Raw genomic sequence first — 15646 nt, 5'->3', positions numbered from 1 at the left:
GTCCCGTCCTTCGAGTGATCAGTTGGTGGGGCGCAGTCGCAGGCCCTGCATGCCGCCGTCGACCGCGAGCGCCGTGCCGGTGACGCCGGCCGCGGCGGGACTGGCGAGATAGGCGATGGCGGCGGCGACCTCGGCGGCGGACACCAGGCGCCCCATCGGCTGGCGCGCCCGGAGCGCGGCCCGCTCGGCCTCCGGATCGTCCGCCCTCTCCAGCAGCCGGGCGACCCAGGGGGTGTCCGCCGTACCGGGGTTCACGCAGTTGACCCGGATGCCCTCGCGCACGTGGTCGGCGGCCATGGCGAGGGTGAGGGAGAGGACCGCCCCCTTGGTCGCGCTGTACAGGGCGCGCTGCGGCAGGCCCGCGGTGGCGGCGATGGAGCAGGTGTGGGTGAGGGACGCGCGGCCGGGCCGCTCCCCGGCCGCGCGTCGCAGATGGGGCAGCGCGTGCCGGGCCACCCGGACCATGCCGAGGACGTTGACGTCCAGGACCCGGTGCCATTCGGCGTCGTCGTTGTCCTCGACGGTACCGATGGCGCCGATGCCCGCGTTGGAGACGACGGTGTGCAGGCCGCCGAGTTCGTGCGCGGCGCGGGTGACCGCGTCCCGTACGCCCGCGTCGTCGGTGACATCGGCCTCCAGGGCGAGCGCGGCGCGGGGGGCGCCCTTCACGTCCCGGTCCAGCACGGCGACGCGGGCACCCCGCTCGATCAGGAGCTCGGCGACAGCCGCGCCGATGCCCGAGGCGCCGCCGGTGACCAGGGCGGCCATTCCGTCGAAGTCCCTTGCAGTACTCATGAGTTGACCTCCTGGACCGGCCGGCGGGCCAGCCACTGCGGCCCGTCCGGATAGCGGTAGGCGGCGATCGTCGCGGGGTGCATCCGGGCGGAGAAGCCCGGGGCGCTCGGCGCGCGGTAGCGGCCGCCCTCGATGACGGCGGGGTCGGCGAAGTGCTCGTGGAGGTGGTCGACGTATTCGATCACGCGGTCCTCGCGGCTGCCGGAGACGGCGACGAAGTCGAACATGGCGAGGTGCTGGACGAGTTCGCACAGACCGACCCCGCCCGCGTGCGGGCAGACGGGCACGCCGTACTTGGCGGCGAGCAGCAGGATCGCCAGGTTCTCGTTGACGCCGGCCACCCGGGCCGCGTCGATCTGCACGAAGTCCACCGCGCCGGCCTGCAGCAGCTGCTTGAACACGACCCTGTTGGCGACGTGTTCACCGGTGGCGACCTTCACCGGCTGCCCGGCCCGCACGGCGGCGTGGCCCAGGATGTCGTCGGGACTGGTCGGTTCCTCGATCCAGTGCGGTTCGTACGGGGCCAGCGCGGCCATCCAGCGGATCGCCTCGGAGACGTCCCAGCGCTGGTTGGCGTCGACGGCGATGCGGATACCGGGGCCGACGGCGTCGCGGGCCAGCCTCAGTCTGCGTACGTCGTCGGCCAGATCGGCGCCGACCTTCAGCTTGATCTGGACGAAGCCGTCCGCGACGGCCTCCTTGGCGAGCCTGACCAGTTTTGCGTCGTCGTAGCCGAGCCAGCCGGGCGAGGTGGTGTACGCGGGATAGCCCTCGGCCCGCAGGAGCCGGGCCCGTTCGGCCCGGCCGGGTTCGGCGGCGCGCAGGATCGCGAGCGCCTCCTCCCGCGTGAGCACATCGCTCAGATAGCGGAAGTCGACCAGTGAGACCAGGTCCTCGGAGGTCATCGAGGCGAGGAACGCCCACACCGGGAGGCCCGCCATGGTGGCCGCCAGGTCCCAGGCGGCGTTGACGACGGCGCCCGCCGCCATGTGCGTGACCCCCTTCTCCGGCCCCAGCCACCGGAGTTGGGAGTCGCGCGTGAGGTCGTGGTGGAGGGCGGCCAGGCCGGCGGCGCCGGCCGGTGCCGGGCGGCCCACGACGTACGGCCGCAGCGCTTCGATGGCGGCGGCTGTCACCTCGTTGCCGCGGCCGATGGTGAAGACGAAGCCGTGGCCCTCGTGGCCGTCCTCGGTGCGCAGCACCACATAGGCGGCCGAGTAGTCCGGGTCGGGGTTCATGGCGTCCGAGCCGTCGAGCTGTTCCGAGGTGGGAAAGCGGATGTCGTGTACCTCGAACCCCGTGACGCTCGGTCTCATGCACGCCCCCTGGATCAACCGTGGCTGAACGGCTGGATGAACCGCTGAACGAACGTCCGCAACTCCGCTCGTGGAAACGTTCGCAGGAACATCCGTATGAACATCGAATCTCGACCGGTCATCCGATGTATATCGCCGCTTGAGCATCACCGTCCAGGGTCCGTCCGAAGTTTTCGCGGCACAGCTCGGATGAATCACCGTCCGTATCGGCTGTCTACCCAGCCGCCGTCCCGTCGATTCCGGGGGCCGGGGGCCGTGCACGGGGGCTGCGGCTGGGTAGAGCTGAAGCCGTAAGGTTGGGGCGTACGCAAGGGAACTTCTGAGGGAGGCACTGGGTGATCGAGCTGGAGGGCGTTCCCGAGCTGGTCGACCCGGTCATGATCGCCGCGTTCGAGGGCTGGAACGACGCGGGCGACGCCGCCTCCTCCGCGGTCGCGCACCTGGACGCGGTGTGGAAGGGCGAGGTCTTCGCGGCGCTCGACGCGGAGGACTACTACGACTTCCAGGTCAACCGGCCGACGGTGTGGCTGGACGGCGGGGTCCGCAAGATCACATGGCCCACCACCCGGCTCTCCGTGGTCCGGGTCGGCGGCGAGAAGCCGCGCGACCTGGTGCTCGTGCGCGGCATCGAACCGTCGATGCGCTGGCGCTCGTTCTGCAACGAGATCCTCGGATTCGCCCATGAGCTGGGCGTCGAGATGGTGGTGGTCCTCGGCGCGCTGCTCGGCGACACCCCGCACACCCGGCCGGTGCCGGTCAGCGGGGTGACCTCGGATCCGGATCTGGCGCGGACCCTGGACCTGGAGGAGACCAGGTACGAGGGCCCCACGGGCATCGTCGGCATCCTCCAGGAGGCCTGTACGCATGCGGGAGTTCCGGCGGTCAGCCTCTGGGCGGCGGTGCCGCACTACGTGTCGCAGCCGCCGAACCCGAAGGCAACGCTCGCCCTGCTCAACCGACTTGAGGACCTCATCGACCTGCGCATCCCGCTCGGCGAGCTCGCCGAGGACGCGCGGGCCTGGCAGCTGGGCGTCGACCAGCTCGCCGCGGAGGACAGCGAGGTGGCCGAGTACGTCCAGACGCTGGAGGAGGCGCGGGACACCGCGGATCTGCCGGAGGCGTCCGGCGAGGCGATCGCCCGCGAGTTCGAGCGGTATCTGCGGCGGCGGGACGGTGGGCCGGGCCCCGGCGGGCATGCGACGGAGGACGGGTCGTATCTGCGGGACACCTCCAGTGGGCGGACCCGACCGCCGATGCCGCCGAAGGCGGCGGAGCCGCCTGAGGATGCCGGGGACGAGGAGACCCCCGAGGAATAGCCCCCCTCGGGCTGAGGCACCAGGGGCTCTGCCCCCGGACCCCCGCTCCTCGACCTCCCCCAAGGCCCGAAGGCCAGGGGACCCCCATGAGGGGCTTGATTCTTGCCTCCCAGGGCCGATGGATTCCCACCGCGGGCTGGATCGCCGGAGGGCAGACCTTCCTGGAGCGGATGCTTCGCGTTGCGGCGCCTCCCCCCGCGCGGGAAGGTCGAAGGACCAGTGCCTTCGGGAGGTGTCGTACAGCATGGCCATCGCCACCGTGAATCCGGCTACCGGGGAGACGCTCAAGAGCTTCGAGTCCATGGGGCCCGAGGAGGTCGAGCGGCGGCTTGCCACGGCGGAGGCCGCCTTCGGTGCGTACCGCGGGACCGGGTTCGACGAGCGGGCGCGGCTCGTGCTGCGGGCGGCCGACCTCCTCGACGGCGACCGGGACGACATCGCGCGGACCATGACGCTGGAGATGGGCAAGCCGGTCGCGGCGGCCCGCGCCGAGGCCGCGAAGTGCGCCAGGGCGATGCGCTGGTACGCCGAGCACGCGGCCCGGCTGCTCGCCGACGAGGAGCCCGCGCCGGACGACGTGCGCGACTCCGGGGCCGACCGGGTCCGCGTCCATTACCGGCCGCTCGGCGCCGTCCTCGCCGTGATGCCGTGGAACTTCCCGCTCTGGCAGGTCGTGCGGTTCGCCGCGCCCGCGCTGATGGCGGGCAATGTGGCCCTGCTCAAGCACGCGTCGAACGTGCCGCAGACCGCGCTGTACCTGGAGGACCTGTTCCGCAGGGCCGGGTTCCCCGACGGCTGCTTCCAGACCCTGCTCATCGGCGCGGACGGCGTCGAGCGGGTGCTGCGCGACCGGCGGGTGGCGGCGGCGACGCTGACCGGGAGCGAGCCCGCGGGCCGGTCGGTCGCGGCGGTCTGCGGCGACGAGATCAAGAAGACCGTGCTCGAACTCGGCGGCAGCGACCCCTATCTCGTGCTCGCCTCCGCCGATGTCGAGCGGGCCGCGCGGACCGCGGTGACCGCCCGGGTGCAGAACAACGGCCAGTCCTGCATCGCCGCGAAGCGCTTCATCGTGCACACCGACGTCTACGACGCGTTCGCCGAGCAATTCACCGCGGGAATGCGGGAGTTGACGGTGGGCGATCCACTCCTGGAGGACACCGACGTGGGCCCGCTGGCCAGCGCGCAGGGCCGCGCCGACCTGGAGGACCTGGTCGACGACGCCGTACGCAAGGGGGCGACCGCGCTGTGCGGCGGGAGCCGGCCGGACGGGCTCGACCGGGGCTGGTTCTATCTGCCGACCGTGCTCGCCGGCATCACCGCGGACATGCGGATCCACCGCGAGGAGACCTTCGGTCCGGTCGCCACGCTCTACCGGGTGAGGGACGTGGGCGAGGCGGTGTCGGTCGCCAACGACACGCCGTTCGGGCTGAGTTCCAATGTGTGGACCCGCGATCCGGCCGAGGTGGACCGCTGTGTACGGGACCTCCAGGCGGGCGGGGTGTACTTCAATGGGATGACCGCCTCCCATCCGGCCTTCCCGTTCGGCGGCGTCAAGCGCTCCGGCTACGGACGCGAGCTCTCCGGGCACGGCATCCGCGAGTTCTGCAACGTGACGACGGTGTGGCACGGCGCGTAGCCGTCCGGCGGCCGGCCCCGAACGGATCCCGCTCCGGCCGCGGCCGGAGCGGGATCCGTTCGCCCCTGCGCTTACCACACGCCTCCAACCTCCGCAATGTTTGGCCCAATTGCGGTGGAGCATCGTTTTCCAGCCGGATTGTACGGGTTGCCCATACAGCTTGACTTCAAACTTCATCTGCGCCAGCGGGGTAGACGATCCGGCGCTGCGGGTGCAGGGTGTCTCCCCGTAGGCACGCCAAGCACAGCACCCGAGGGGAGCGGCGGAAGCGATGACCGATCGGATTCTCCCGGGCCAGGGACCCGGAACGGCGGGCCCTGGACCCGATGGAGCTGGATTCACCTATCACGGAGCCGAGCCGGAACTGATCGTCGTCGCGCGGGCCGGAGCCCGGTTGCGCATCGGCGCGGAGGGTGTCCGCTCGGCTTCCGGAGCCGACACCACGGCTCTCTCGATGTTCCTCGCCGATGAACAGCTCGCCCTGGAACCGCTGTTCGGCCGCGAGGAGCGACTGGCCCAGGCGCCGGAGGGATTCTCCCGGGACGCCCTCCCGGACCTGTCCCTCTACTACCGGGTACGCGGCGGAGCCGAGCGGGCCGAGGAGCTGACGGCACGGCTCGCCGCACTGCCCGTGATCGAGACGGCGTATGTGAAGCCGGGCGCCGTGCCCGCCGCGCTGACGGACCGCGATGAGGAATCGGTCGAGCGGCTGAAGGAGGGCGCCCCCGCGACGCCCGACTTCACGGGCCGGCAGGGCTACTTGAACCCCGCGCCCGAGGGCGTCGACGCCTCCTGGGCGTGGCGGCGGCCGGGCGGCTCCGGCGAGGGCGTCACCGTCATCGACGTCGAGGGCGCCTGGCAGCTGGGCCACGAGGACCTGGTGGACAAGCTCGCCGGGATCGTCGTCGGCACCCCGGTCCAGGACGTGGCATGGCGCAACCACGGCACGGCCGTCCTCGGGGTCATCGGCGGCGACCGGGACGAGAAGGGCATCACCGGGATCGCCCCGGAGGCGGTCACGGCGGCCGCCTCGTTCCAGGGCATCGGCACGGCGGCGGCGATCCGGGCCGCGGCCGAACGCCTCTCGCCCGGCGACATCGTCCTGATCGAACTGCACCGCCCGGGGCCGAGGTTCGACTTCCAGGGCCGGGACGACCAGGCCGGGTACATCCCGGTCGAGTGGTGGCCGGACGACTTCGCGGCGATCCGCTGGGCGACCGCGAAGGGCATCCTGGTGGTGGCGGCGGGCGGCAACGGCGGGGAGAGCCTGGACGACGCGCTCTACGAGCGGCGTCCCGACGCGTTCCCGCAGGGCTGGCGCAACCCGTTCAATCCGTCCAACCAGTCATCGGGCGCGGTTCTGGTGGGCGCGGGCGCCCCGCCGCCCGGCACGCACGGGCGCGACCACGGCCCGGACCGCTCACGGCTCTCGTTCTCCAACTACGGCGCCCGCGTGGACGCCCAGGGCTGGGGCCGCGAGACCACGACGACCGGCGGGTTCTGGGACCGGGCGGGCGACCTCCAGGGCGGTGCCGAGGAGATCGCCTGGTACACGGACACGTTCTCCGGAACGTCGTCGGCCTCGCCCATCGTGGCCGGCGCCCTCGCCTCGCTCCAGGGCCTGCTGAAGGCCACGGGGCAGGCGCCGATGTCGCCGGAGCGGGCCCGCACGATCCTGCGGTCGACCGGTTCGCCGCAGCAGGACGCGCCGGGCCGGCCCGCCTCCCAGCGCATCGGCAACCGGCCCGACATCAAGGCCGCGGTGGCCCGTCTGATGCCCTCGACGATCGGCACCGGCCAGGCCGAAAGGTACTGGGACGAGCTCATCCCGTACCCCCATGAACTACCCCCGAGGCTCCGGCTGTTCGTGGCCGGCGCGTGGCGCAACCTGAACAACCCCGCGCCCGAACTCCGCCAGGCGGTACACACCGCCTTCGCGGGCGGACGGCCGGACGTACGGGTCTGGTTCTCGGACGACGAGGTCGTCGGCCTGGTGGTCGCCGGCTGAGCGCACGGGAGACCGGACAGCGAACGGAACTCACACAAGGGAAGGTGACACCCGCATGAGCACCACCCCGCAGATGAGCCAGCAGCACCAACAGCAGCAGTACGGCCAGCAGATGGGCCAGCAGGGCCCCAGCACATCCCCGCCGCAGGGCTTCAGCCCGCAGTACGGACAACAGGGCTTCGGCCAGCAGCACCTCCCGCCGCAGATCCAGCAGCAGCTCCAGCAGCTCGGCCAGCAGCAGCCCTACCAGCAGCTGCTCCAGCAGATGGGCGGCCAGCAGGCACAGCAGCAGCCGCTGGTCCTGCCGAGCGCGGTCGGCATCCAGGCCCTCGTCAGCGGCATCGCCACGAAGTTCTGGGACGTCGTGACGCCGCTGCCCGGTCAGCCCTCGATCCTGTACCTGTTCATCGACGGCAACTGGCGCCAGCTCGTCAACCCCAACCAGGTCACTCACGACGAGGTCCAGGAAGCGTTCGCCTTCGGGCAGCAGGTCATCGGGTTCTACGACAACGCCAACAGCATCATCCAGGCCGTCGTCGTCAACAGGCAGTAGCGCCAACTCCCGCACGGAGGGCGCCGGGTGGGCACGTTCCCACCCGGCGCCCGCCGTACCTCCAGGGGGTGTCCGGTGGATCAGGGTCGGATAGGGCGCGGCGGCTGGTGCGGTGCATCGCAAGGCGCCGGAGCGTCTTCATAGCGGAGCTATGGGGACGGTTCGGCAACGCGGCGAGGTGCCGTGCCAGCCGCCGCGACCCCGGCCATGATCCACCGGACACCCCCTAGGCGCAGCTGAACTTCGCGGCGGCCCAGTCCCCGTGGTCACCGGACTTGGAGGTGCCGGTGGCGGTGACCTTGAGGTGTACGTGCCGTGCCGCGCCGAGCGGCACATCGACCGGCACGGCCGCCGAGGCACCGGTCACCTTCGGCGAGGTCCACAGCACCTTGCCGTCCGCCTCGACCGAGAAGGCCACCTCTCCGTAGCCCTTGATCTCGTCGTCGATGCCGACGTCGGCGGTGAAGGCGGTGCACCGCCCGCCGGTGTAGACCTCGATGTCGGAGTCGGCGTGGGCGCCGATGCCCTTGGCGTACGTCTTGCCCGCGAGCGTGAGGGTGTGGCCGTCGGCCGGGCCGGACTCGCCGTTGGACCGGTCGCGTTCGGGCGGCCCGTACCCGTTGGTCGAGGTCAGCCAGACCATGTCGCTGGCCCAGGTGTCCGCCGCCGGCGGTTCGGGCATCACGGAGACCGCGAGCCGCTGCTGTGAACTCGGGCCCGGGGAAGCGGCGTTGGCGGTGAGCGTGGCCTCGCCGGGCTCGGCGTCCTTGGCCGGGGTGACGCCCACCTCGACGCGCCGGGTGGTGCCGGCCGGGATGCGGTCGAGGGTGGCGGCCGGGTTCACGGTCCACCCGGCCGGCGCTGCGACGGACACCTGGACGCCGGTCGCGTCCTTGCTGCCCGCGGTGACATCCACCGCCACCGTGCCGGGCGCACCCGCGCCGAGCTCCTGCCCGGCGGGCGCGGCCAGCGTGACCGCGGCACCCGGGGTCCGCCCGCCCACGGCGCTGGTGTCCTTGAGCCTCACCTCAAATGCCTTGTCGGTACGGAGAGTCGCGGTCTTCACCCGGACCACCCCGCCCCGGTCTCCCCGGTCGTAGTACCAGCCCGTGGCGGCCTTGTCGTACGCGGCCCTCGATCCGAGGCGGGCGAGCTTCTGACCCTTGACCTCCACCGTGGCGGGCGCGCTTCCCGTGTGCAGGGTCAGCTCGTAGGGGCGGGCCGTCTGCCTGCCCTTGAACTGCCCCTCGCTCGCGCCCACTTGGACCGTCACATCGCCCGCACCCCGCCGCGGGGCCGAGACCTCGGCGCGCTGGGTGGCGAACGCGCCGGTCCGGCTCGCCCGGGTCACGCCGTCGTCCTCGTACAGCTGGAAGGACGACGTGCCCTGCGGGTAGATGTCCCAGGCCAGCGGGGATTCGGCCCTCCGGTCCTGGTAGGAGCGGATGCCGGGCCACATCGGCACGGCCGCCCCCGCCTTCACGAAGAGCGGCAGGGTGTCGAGCGGGGCGCTGTAGCCGTCGACGGTGGTCGGCCCCTGGTAGGTGCGCCCGCTCCAGTAGTCGATCCAGGTGCCCCGGGGGAGGTAGATCCCGTTGCGTACGGTCGTGTCCTGGTAGACCGGCGCGACGAGGAAGTCCTGGCCGGTCAGGAACTCGTACTTGGCGGCGTCGGTGGCCGCCTTCGGGTCGTCCGGGTATTCCAGGGCCAGCGGCCGGACCGGCCCCACGCCGGTCTTCGTCGCCTCGTGGGCGTAGGAGTACATGTAGGGCAGCAGCGACTCCTTGAGCTTGAGGTAGCCGCGGTTGATGGAGGTGTACGGCTCCCCGTACTGGTAGGGCTGCTTGTCGTCGGCCGCCCAGCCGTCCATGGTCATCACGGTGGGCAGGAAGGACTTCCACTGGAGGTCGCGGGTGTACGTCTTCGGGCTGCCGCCGAAGATGCCGTCGATGTCGCCGCTGGTGTAGGCGAGCCCGGACATGCTGGCGCCCGCGTACGTCGGGATCTGCCAGCGAATGTTCTCCCAGCTGCCCGACTGGTCGCCGGACCACTGCACTCCGCAGCGCTGCGCGCCCGACCAGCTCTCCGGGGCCCAGGTGAAGCCCCGGGCATCGCTGTTGGCCTCGATGCCCTGGTAGGCGGCCTTGCAGCCGTCGAGCGCGTGCTTGTATCCGTCGCCGACCCAGGCGACGTCCAGCTTGGCGACCCGCTGGCCCGCCTTGACCTGGTCGGCGAGCTTGTCGAGGCCGTTCTCGGTCCACAGGCCCATCTGCATGGAGTGGCCCTGGAGACCCTGGGCGGTCTGGGCGAGGTTCTCGTAGCCGCAGCCGTAGCCGTCGTTGACCAGCATCCAGCCGCCCGGCATGTCGTGGGTCCGGTACGCGTCGGCGACCTTGAGGGCGTCGAGGGTGTGGCGCTCACCGCGGTTGGCGTTGTGCAGATAGCAGTCGGAGTCGCCGGGTTCCAGCCCGTACACCGGGGGCAGGAACGGCTTCCCGGTCAACTGGGTGTAGTCGCCGATGACTTGCTTGGCGTCGCCCGCGAAGTAGTAGGCGTCGAAGCGCTGTTCCTTGGCGCTCGCGGTGACCGGCTGACCGAAGACGTAGGTGTTTGGGGCGTAGGTGTTGCGGAAGACGCCGTAGCCGGCCGTCGAGAGGTAGAACGGGACGGAGTTGGGGTGGCCGCCGTCGTTCCAGTTGTCGTCGACGCCCACCTGGACGGTCTGGTCGCGGTGCGAGGTGTTGCCGCGGCCGTTCTGCATGCCGCCGCCGTAGAACTGCTCGGCGGCGCCGCGGGAGAGGGTCTGGGTGGTGGCGTCCCTGGTCCAGCTGAGCGGCTTCGTCTCGGACCAGAGTCGGGTGCCGTCGGCCTTGTAGAGGGCGAAGCGGAGCGGGGACTTGTAGGCGCGCAGGGTGACCTTGTCGGTGCTCAGCTCGTAGCGGTCGTCCCTGTCCTTCCAGCGGGCGGCGGGCGGCCTGCCCTGCGGCAGGACGATGTCGGAGCCGGCCGGGTCGGTGAACTTCCCGTCCGGGGCGAGTTCGATGCGGAAGGTGTCGGCCGCGACGAAGCTGACGCGGGCCTCGGCGGCCCCCGCGTGCAGCTTGAAGACGGAGCCGGCGGCGGCCTCGAAACCGGTCACGTTCCCGACGGAGGTGTCGGCGGGCGCGTCGGCCTGCGCGCTGCCGGGCCCGGCGAACACCGCGAGCAGACCGAGCACGGCCGCACCGGCGAGCGCCACTCTCGTGCGTATTGGTGATTGCATGGGCAGTGTTTAGCGCACAAACGAGCATTCATGCCAGGGGTACAACGGAAACCGCCCCTGGACCCGGGCGGGTCCAAGGGCGGTTGAGGAAGCGGTAGTTGGGCTACAGTGCCACGCCCAGGAGCGCGTCGACGGTACGGGAGACCAGGCCCGGAGCACCCTCGTCGGTGCCGCCGTCCGCCTCTTGGCGCTCGGCCCAGCGGTCGACCGCGGCAAGCGCGGCGGGCGCGTCCAGGTCGTTCGCGAGGGCCTCGCGGACCTCCTCGACCAGCGCGTCCGCGGACGGGCCGTCGGGCCGCGACACGGCTGCCCGCCAGCGCCCGAGACGCTCGACGGCGTCCTGGAGCACCTGGTCGGTCCACTCCCAGTCGGCCCGGTAGTGGTGGGCGAGCAGCGCGAGGCGGATGGCGGCCGGGTCGGTGCCGTCGCGCCGCAGCTTCGACACGAACACCAGGTTGCCCTTGGACTTGGACATCTTCGCGCCGTCCAGGGCCACCATGCCCGCGTGCACGTACGCCTTGGCGAAGGGGTACTCGCCGGTCAGCGCCTGGGCGTGCGAGGCGCCCATCTCGTGGTGCGGGAAGATCAGGTCGGAGCCGCCGCCCTGCACGTCGAAGCCCATGCCGAGGTGGTCGAGCGCGATGGCGACGCACTCGATGTGCCAGCCGGGACGCCCGCGCCCCAGCGATGCGCCGTCCCAGCTCGGCTCGCCCTCACGGGCGGCCATCCACAGCATCGGGTCGAGCGGGTTCTTCTTGCCGGGACGCTCGGGGTCGCCGCCGCGCTCGGCGGACAGCGCCCGCATGGCCTGGGCGTCGTAGTGCGAGACGCCGCCGAAGTTCGGGTCGCTCTCGACGGAGAAGTAGATGTCCCCTTCGAGCTCGTACGCGGCTCCCGCGTCCCGCAGCCGTTCGACGAGCGGGACGATCCCGGGTATCGACTCGACCGCACCGATGTAGTGCTGGGGCGGCAGCAACCGCAGCGCGGTCATGTCCTCGCGGAACAGCGCGGTCTCGCTCTGCGCGAGCTCCACCCAGTCCTTGCCGTCGCGGATGGCTCGCTCCAGCAACGGATCGTCCACGTCCGTCACGTTCTGGACATAGTGAACCTGCCGCTTGGTGTCGAGCCACACGCGCTGAACGAGGTCGAACGCGTTGTAGGTCGCCGCGTGACCCATGTGGGTCGCGTCGTACGGGGTGATCCCGCAGACGTAGATACGGGCGACGGGACCGGGGTCGAGGGAGACCAGACCGCCGGTCGCGGTGTCGTGGATCCGGAGGTCGCGGCCCTTGCCGGGCAGGGCGGGGACCTCAGAAGCGGGCCAGGCATACATGCCATGAGCGTAACCGGATGCACGTTCCGGATACGAACTGGATCCGGTGCTTGGCCGAATCTGCCCTCTTGCGCGGTGCACCCGGGAGGTGCTAACTGGGGCTCCGCCCCAGCCCCGGACAGACAGGGACGCGGGGAACTGCGCGAGCGACCACGCAAGGTCGGCGGCCGAAGGAGCACCCGCCCCACCCCATCCGCCGGAGGCTTTCGGGAAGGGGCGGGGTGGGGAATTGCTCAGACCGGCGGCCAGGGGATCGCGGGCCACTCCCCCGACGGGCTGGGGTGCACCCCGGCGTCCAGCAGCGCGGCCACCCGGGAGCGCACGGCATCGAGCTCCGCCTGGGTGATCAGCTCCCCCAGCCGGACGCCCAGCGCCCCACCAGGGGCGAGCCCCTCGGCCAGCGCCCCGAGAACGTCCACCGCCTCGGCGGTCAGCGGCTCCCCCGCCCACCCCCACAACAGCGTCCGCAACTTGTCGGCCACGTTGAACGTGACCCCGTGGTCGATCCCGTACAGCCGCCCGCCCGGCGCGGGCAGCAGATGCCCGCCCTTGCGGTCGCCGTTGTTGATCACCGCGTCGAGCACCGCGAGCCGCCGCAGCCGCTCGTCGTCGGCGTGCACCAGCAGCGCGGTGCGCCCCTCGCCGACCTCGGCGAACCCGATCGCCTTCCAGCCCTCGCCCGGTTCCTCGTCCTCGACGAGCGCGAGCAGTCCGGAGTCCCCCTCGACGGGCTCGATCCACAGTTGCACCATGCCCTCGCCGTGGGGCCCGTCGCGCAGCACGGTGGGCGGCACCAGATCCCATCCGGTCGCCAGGGACACCTCGTACGCCGCGACCTCGCGCTGGGCGAGGGTGCCGTCGGGGAAGTCCCACAGGGGCCGTTCACCGGCGACGGGCTTGTAGACGCACTCCGCGCTCTCGTCCCCGTACGCGACCGAGCAGTACAGCACCGCGTTGGACGCCTCGGGGATCCGTCCCAGGACCGTGAGTTCGCCCTTGGCGAGCAGCTCGGCGGTGGTCAGGCTCCGCGACGGTATCCGTTCTGGCGCGGGCATACGTGTCCTTCCGGGTCGAGCGGCAGACTGCACAGCGGGCACGGCGGCCGGCCCGCGTTCACGACGTCCAGGGCCCGCTTGGCGAAGGCGCGGGCCTGGGCTCCGGTCAGACGCACCCGCAGCATCGGCGGGCCGTTCTCCTCGTCCTGGAGCATCCGCTCCTCGGCCTCGGCGAGGTCGTCCTCGGTGTCCGCGTCGAGCTCGACCAGGGCCTGCGCCTCGATGATCATGCGCTGTTCGTCGCCGTCCCAGGCCAGCGCCATGGTGCCGACCCGGAACTCCTCCTCGACGGGTGAGTCGAGCGGTGCGGTGTCCGTGACGTCGGGCGGGGCCACGGCCGGCACAGGAGCGTTTCCTCCGGTCCGGCGCACGACCTCGTCGAGCAGCTCGTCGATCCGCTCGGCGAGGGCCGCGACCTGGGTCTTCTCCAGGGCGACGCTGGTGGTGCGGCTGCCCGCGGACGCCTGGAGGAAGAACGTACGGCGTCCGGGCAGCCCGACCGTGCCGGCCACGAAACGGTCCGGCGGGTCGTAGAAGAACACCTGACGGGACACGTTCTGGTCTCCCTAGTTCGGAGTTGGAGCAGCGGATTTCGGCGCGTCCACCCTACTGCGCCCGGCGATCACGGTGCTCCCGCACCGCCACCGACCTCGGCCTGTTCCGCCGAGGGCGTCCCGCGCGGGACCAGCGACGCGAGGTCGCCGGTGTCCCCGAGGCGCACGAGGAACGGCCGCAGCCGGGTGTAGCGGATCACGGTGAGGGAACACGGTTCGACCGAGACGCGCTGGAAGAGGTCGAGATGCATGCCGAGGGCGTCCGCCACGACGGACTTGATGATGTCGCCGTGCGAACACATGGCGTAGACCGCGTCGGGACCGTGCTCGGCTTCGATCCGCGCGTTCCAGTCCCGTACGGCCTCGACCGCCCGGTTCTGCATGGCGCGCATCGATTCGCCGCCGGGGAACACCGCGTTGGAGGGGTGCTGCTGCACGACCTCCATCAGCGGTTCACCGGCGAGCTCGGAGAGTTTGCCGCCCGACCAGTCGCCGTAGTGGCACTCGCCTATCCGGTCCTCGCTGTGCAGCGGCACCTCGGGACGGGCGTCGAGGAGCGGCTGCACGGTCTCCCGGCAGCGTTGCAGGGGGCTGGTGACGACAGCGGCGAGCGGCACCGCGGCCAGCCGGGCGGGCAGGGCGGCGGCCTGGGCGCTGCCGCGCTCGTCGAGGGCGACACCCGGCGTCCAGCCGGCCAGCACCCCCGCCGTGTTGGCGGTGGAACGTCCGTGGCGTACGAGGATCAGCGTGGCCATGACCGCCAGCCTAGGCGCCCGGTGGACCACGGGTGCGGGCGGCTCCCGGTCAAGGGACGATGCCGGGGAGTTCGAGGAGCGGGGGGTCTGGGGGCAGCGCCCCCGGGCAGGGTGCCGAGCTAGGCGAATTCCACCGCGCGAGCCCCCAGCGCATCGCGGCGCTCCGGCATGGAGAGGCTGACCATCCGCCGCCACCCCCCGAGCCGTTCGTACGCGTACACCGCGTGGATCCCCGCCGCCAGCACCACCGCCCTGCCCCGCGGCCAGCCCAGGATCCGCCCCATGTGGGCCATCACGGCGAGGCTGACGTCGCGGTACACCCGGATCTCGGCGAGCGCGCACTCGCGCAGCACCCGCTGGATCGTGGGGCCGTGCCCGGCGCGGGCGAGGCGCAGCAACTCCTCGTGGCAGTAGGCCAGATGGTTGTTCTCGTCGGCGGAGATCATGCGCACCGCGCGCCCGATGCCGGGGTCGTCCCCGAAGTGCTTACGCAGCAACTCCATCTGCTCGGAGGCGCGCTGCTCGGTGACCCGGCTGTGGGCGAGGTAGACGATGACGTCCCGTTCGGTGAGCGGCTCCTCGCGTCTGAGCCGGCCGTGGCCCAGACCGATGCCGTGCTGTTCGAGCAGCAGCGTGTAGTCGGTCTCGCGCGGTACGCCCACGGGGCTCAGCCCACGCTGCTTCATCAGCGCCTGGAAGATCCGCCCGTGCTTGTCCTCGTCGGCGCCGTGCCGGGCCGCCTTGGGGGCCAGGGCGCGGCAGCTTTCGGGCAGGAGGGCGGCGATCCGGCCGTTCTCCCAGCCGCCCTGCGACTCCCCGCTGGCCGCGATGGAGCAGAAGAGCCGGAACGACTCGTCGTCGCCGAGGATCTCCTGGAACAGGCTCTTGGCCGAGAGCATCGCTGAACCTCCGGGGTGCGCCGCACGCGGACTCTGCAGAAACCGAGTCAAATGCGGCGGACCCGCGGCGGCAACAGGGGTCCTGCTCCGCTGGGCCGAACGAAGGAATGTGCGGTGCCCGCCGCGCCGTAACCACCGGGCGCGGCGTCACGTTGATAGGTGTG

The 15646-nt window shown here is 71.7% G+C and carries 12 protein-coding genes; 4 read left to right on the top strand and 8 right to left on the bottom strand.

Annotated features, from left to right (window positions below; genetic code table 11):
* Positions 1–18 precede the first annotated feature (18 nt).
* On the bottom strand, positions 19–795 hold the full coding sequence (locus tag ACIQ8J_RS09880; RefSeq protein ID WP_403265885.1) for an SDR family NAD(P)-dependent oxidoreductase: 777 nt from the start codon (positions 793–795) through the stop codon (positions 19–21).
* On the bottom strand, positions 792–2111 hold the full coding sequence (locus ACIQ8J_RS09875) for an enolase C-terminal domain-like protein (RefSeq protein WP_403265882.1): 1320 nt from the start codon (positions 2109–2111) through the stop codon (positions 792–794). The genes ACIQ8J_RS09880 and ACIQ8J_RS09875 overlap by 4 nt, the downstream gene beginning before the upstream one ends.
* A gap of 335 nt (positions 2112–2446) precedes the next feature.
* Here ACIQ8J_RS09875 and ACIQ8J_RS09870 point away from each other — a divergent pair, with 335 nt between their 5' ends.
* The 4 genes from ACIQ8J_RS09870 (at position 2447) to ACIQ8J_RS09855 (ending at position 7624) form a co-directional block, all read left to right on the top strand.
* On the top strand, positions 2447–3427 hold the full coding sequence (locus ACIQ8J_RS09870; protein WP_403265879.1) for a PAC2 family protein: 981 nt from the start codon (positions 2447–2449) through the stop codon (positions 3425–3427).
* A 244-nt stretch (positions 3428–3671) separates the two neighbouring features.
* The gene (locus ACIQ8J_RS09865) at positions 3672–5063 is read left to right on the top strand and encodes an NADP-dependent succinic semialdehyde dehydrogenase (RefSeq protein ID WP_403265876.1); all 1392 of its coding nucleotides are present in this window, start codon (positions 3672–3674) and stop codon (positions 5061–5063) included.
* A 271-nt stretch (positions 5064–5334) separates the two neighbouring features.
* Entirely contained in the window at positions 5335–7071 is a 1737-nt protein-coding gene (locus ACIQ8J_RS09860) for a S8 family peptidase (protein ID WP_403265874.1), read from the top strand.
* Positions 7072–7126: 55 nt separating this feature from the next.
* Entirely contained in the window at positions 7127–7624 is a 498-nt protein-coding gene (locus ACIQ8J_RS09855) for a hypothetical protein (protein WP_403265871.1), read from the top strand.
* A 226-nt stretch (positions 7625–7850) separates the two neighbouring features.
* On the opposite strand, the gene ACIQ8J_RS09850 is transcribed toward ACIQ8J_RS09855, so the two are convergent.
* The 6 genes from ACIQ8J_RS09850 to ACIQ8J_RS09825 all read right to left on the bottom strand — a co-directional run bounded on the left by ACIQ8J_RS09850 (position 7851) and on the right by ACIQ8J_RS09825 (position 15482).
* Positions 7851–10886: an NPCBM/NEW2 domain-containing protein gene (locus ACIQ8J_RS09850; RefSeq protein ID WP_403265868.1), complete on the bottom strand. Its 3036-nt coding sequence runs from the start codon at positions 10884–10886 to the stop codon at positions 7851–7853.
* Between the two features lie 103 nt (positions 10887–10989).
* Positions 10990–12219, bottom strand: coding sequence for a cysteine--1-D-myo-inosityl 2-amino-2-deoxy-alpha-D-glucopyranoside ligase (gene mshC, locus ACIQ8J_RS09845; protein ID WP_403265865.1), 1230 nt, complete (start codon positions 12217–12219; stop codon positions 10990–10992).
* Between the two features lie 233 nt (positions 12220–12452).
* Positions 12453–13274, bottom strand: coding sequence for an SCO1664 family protein (locus ACIQ8J_RS09840; protein WP_403265862.1), 822 nt, complete (start codon positions 13272–13274; stop codon positions 12453–12455).
* Entirely contained in the window at positions 13238–13828 is a 591-nt protein-coding gene (locus ACIQ8J_RS09835) for a DUF3090 domain-containing protein (RefSeq protein ID WP_344375820.1), read from the bottom strand. Before ACIQ8J_RS09835 ends, ACIQ8J_RS09840 begins: the two co-directional genes overlap by 37 nt.
* Before the next feature lie 68 nt (positions 13829–13896).
* Positions 13897–14583, bottom strand: a complete 687-nt coding sequence (locus ACIQ8J_RS09830) for a histidine phosphatase family protein (protein WP_403265858.1) — start codon at positions 14581–14583, stop codon at positions 13897–13899.
* 119 nt (positions 14584–14702) lie between these two features.
* Complete coding sequence (locus ACIQ8J_RS09825; RefSeq protein WP_403265855.1) at positions 14703–15482, bottom strand: ferritin-like domain-containing protein; 780 nt, start codon at positions 15480–15482, stop codon at positions 14703–14705.
* Positions 15483–15646: the final 164 nt, after the last annotated feature.

It is taken from the genome of Streptomyces sp. NPDC094147, from assembly GCF_044764265.1.
Lineage (GTDB): Bacteria > Actinomycetota > Actinomycetes > Streptomycetales > Streptomycetaceae > Streptomyces.
The sequence above is the reverse complement of the archived record's forward strand: the minus strand, read 5'-3'. Positions and strand labels throughout refer to the sequence as shown.